Source organism: Variovorax sp. 01T439_2 (assembly GCF_056398445.1).
This window is the reverse complement of sequence record NZ_JBFTPJ010000997.1, coordinates 1-2083: the sequence shown is the minus strand read 5'-3', so window position 1 is coordinate 2083 and position 2083 is coordinate 1. Positions and strand designations below refer to the sequence as shown.

Here is a 2083-nt window from a genome sequence, read left to right as displayed (position 1 = left end):
TCGTTTCGGCTGCATGGCTGCCGCTGTGGGTCGCCAAGGACAAAGGTCTGTTCGAGGCCCATGGCCTGGACGTCGAGATCACGACGGTGCAGAACGTCTCGACCGTCGTGGGCGCACTGGGCCGGCAGTTCGAGGTATCGGGCTGCACGCCCATCGACATCATCAAGGCGCGGCTCAAGAAGCTGGACGTCGTCGGCATCGCGGGCAACACCCAGGAGATGTCGAGCAACCAGCAGATGCGCCTGCTGACCCGCGCAGACGGACCGGTCAAGCGCATGGCCGACCTCAAGGGGCAGGTCGTCGCCACGCCTTCGCTCAACGGCGTGATCCACATTGCAACGCTGAACGCACTGCGCCAACAGGGCATCGACACCAACGACATCCGCTTCCAGGAGATGGCCTTCGCCAACATGGGCGACCAACTGGCGGTCGGGCGCGTCGCGGCGGCCGAGATCGTCGAGCCCCTTTGCCTCCGCGCCGGGCAAGGTCGCCACGACCAGCCTGGGCAATCCGATGCTCTCGGTGGCGGACCCGGTGGTGCTGACCTGCTGGATGGCCAACGGCCAGTGGGCCAAAGACAACCGCGCGGCGGTGCTCGCCTGGCGCGCGGCACTCGACGAGGCGAATCAATACATCCAGAAGAACGACAAGGCATCGCGCGCGGTGCTCACAAAGTGGACACGCCTGCCCGACGAGATCGCCAACGCGGTGCGCCTGCCCGCCTACAGCACCCGGCTGGACGACGCGGCGATCGACACCTGGATCAAGGCGTCTCTGGCTGTAGGCGCCATCAACGAGAAGCTGACCGCGGCGGGCGCCAGCTTCGAGTGACGCAACGCAAAGAGACAACCCGAAGAGACAACGGCCCTCGGGCCAGAGAAACATGAATTCACCCGTATTCAGCTGCGAACGCGCAGAAGTCAGATTGGCATCGGCCATCGGCGACAAGACGATCCTCCAGGGCATCGACCTGCAAGTGGGCCGGCAGGAGTTTCTGTGCCTGGTGGGCGGATCGGGCACCGGAAAGACCACCCTGCTGCGCGCATTGGGCGGCTTCTGCGCGCCGACAAGCGGCGCCGTCCTATACGAAGGCAAGGCGTTCCGCAGCCCGCCCGAAGGCGTCGTGACCGTGTTCCAGGACTACGGCAATGCCCTGCTGCCGTGGCGAACCGTGCGCGCTAACGTCGCGCTCGGCATCGAGGAAAAAATCTCCGGCGCAGAGCTCGACCGGCGCATCGACACGGCGCTCGCGCTGGTGGGCCTGCAGAAGGCCGAACGGGAATACCCCGCCAAGCTTTCCGGCGGCATGCAACAGCGGCTACAGATTGCGCGCGCCCTGGCATTGCAACCCAAGGTCCTGCTGATGGACGAGCCCTTCGGTGCGCTCGATGYCATGACGAAAGCAAAGCTGCAGGACGAGCTGCGCAACATTCAGGCGAGCACCGGTGCCACCATCGTCTTCATCACGCACGACGTGGACGAGGCCGTCTATCTCGGCGATCGCGTCGTCCTGCTCGCAGGATCGCCGGGAACGATCGCTTCGGAAATACGCCCGCCTCTCCCCGCGCGCCGCGACCAGATTTCCACCAAGGAGATGCCGGAATACCTGCACGCGCGGCACGAGTTGCTGGAGCGCTTGCACGGAGCCGCCCGATGACCGGCCACTCGCGCAGGGCCCGCCAATGGCTGTTGCCCGTCGCGCTCCTCGGCGCCTGGCAACTCGCCGTCATGGTCAACGACGGTTTCAACGTGCTGCCCACGCCCACCGAGATCGGTCGCGCGCTCACCGAGAGTCTCATCGACGGGCGCCTGGTCGCGGACGCCGCGCACACCTTCGCCGCGGCCCTCGCGAGTTGGGCGATCTGCCTGCTCATAGGCATACCGCTCGGCATGGCGCTGGGCACCTTCAGCACGCTTCGCACCATGCTGTCGCTCTTCATCGAACTGCTCAGGCCGTTGCCGGCGGTGGCGCTCATTCCACCCGCGGTGCTGGTCTTCGGTTTTTCATGGAAGACCGAGATCACCGTGACGGTGTTCGCCAGTATCTGGCCGCTCATCTCCAGCAGCAGGGCCGGCATCGAAG

At 65.8% G+C, this 2083-nt stretch carries 3 protein-coding genes and 1 pseudogene; all 4 read left to right on the top strand.

Going from position 1 to position 2083, the window contains the following annotated elements; genetic code table 11:
* Nucleotides 1-17: 17 nt before the first annotated feature.
* Nucleotides 18-389 (top strand): annotated as a pseudogene (locus tag AC1DOC_RS30950) (ABC transporter substrate-binding protein); the annotation flags it as partial.
* Nucleotides 390-552: 163 nt separating this feature from the next.
* Nucleotides 553-831, top strand: coding sequence for a hypothetical protein (locus tag AC1DOC_RS30945; protein WP_478131255.1), 279 nt, complete (start codon nucleotides 553-555; stop codon nucleotides 829-831).
* 52 nt (nucleotides 832-883) lie between these two features.
* Nucleotides 884-1657 (top strand): ABC transporter ATP-binding protein, encoded by a 774-nt coding sequence (locus tag AC1DOC_RS30940; RefSeq protein WP_478131254.1) that lies wholly within the window; start codon nucleotides 884-886, stop codon nucleotides 1655-1657.
* The coding region (locus AC1DOC_RS30935) for an ABC transporter permease (RefSeq protein WP_478131253.1) at nucleotides 1654-2083 on the top strand (430 nt) is incomplete at its 3' end. The genes AC1DOC_RS30940 and AC1DOC_RS30935, both read left to right, overlap by 4 nt.

Excerpts from the sequence above, each read along its gene's own strand:
- AC1DOC_RS30945 (WP_478131255.1), top strand. The coding sequence starts at position 553 with ATGGCCAACGGCCAGTGGGCCAAAGACAACCGCGCGGCGGTGCTCGCC.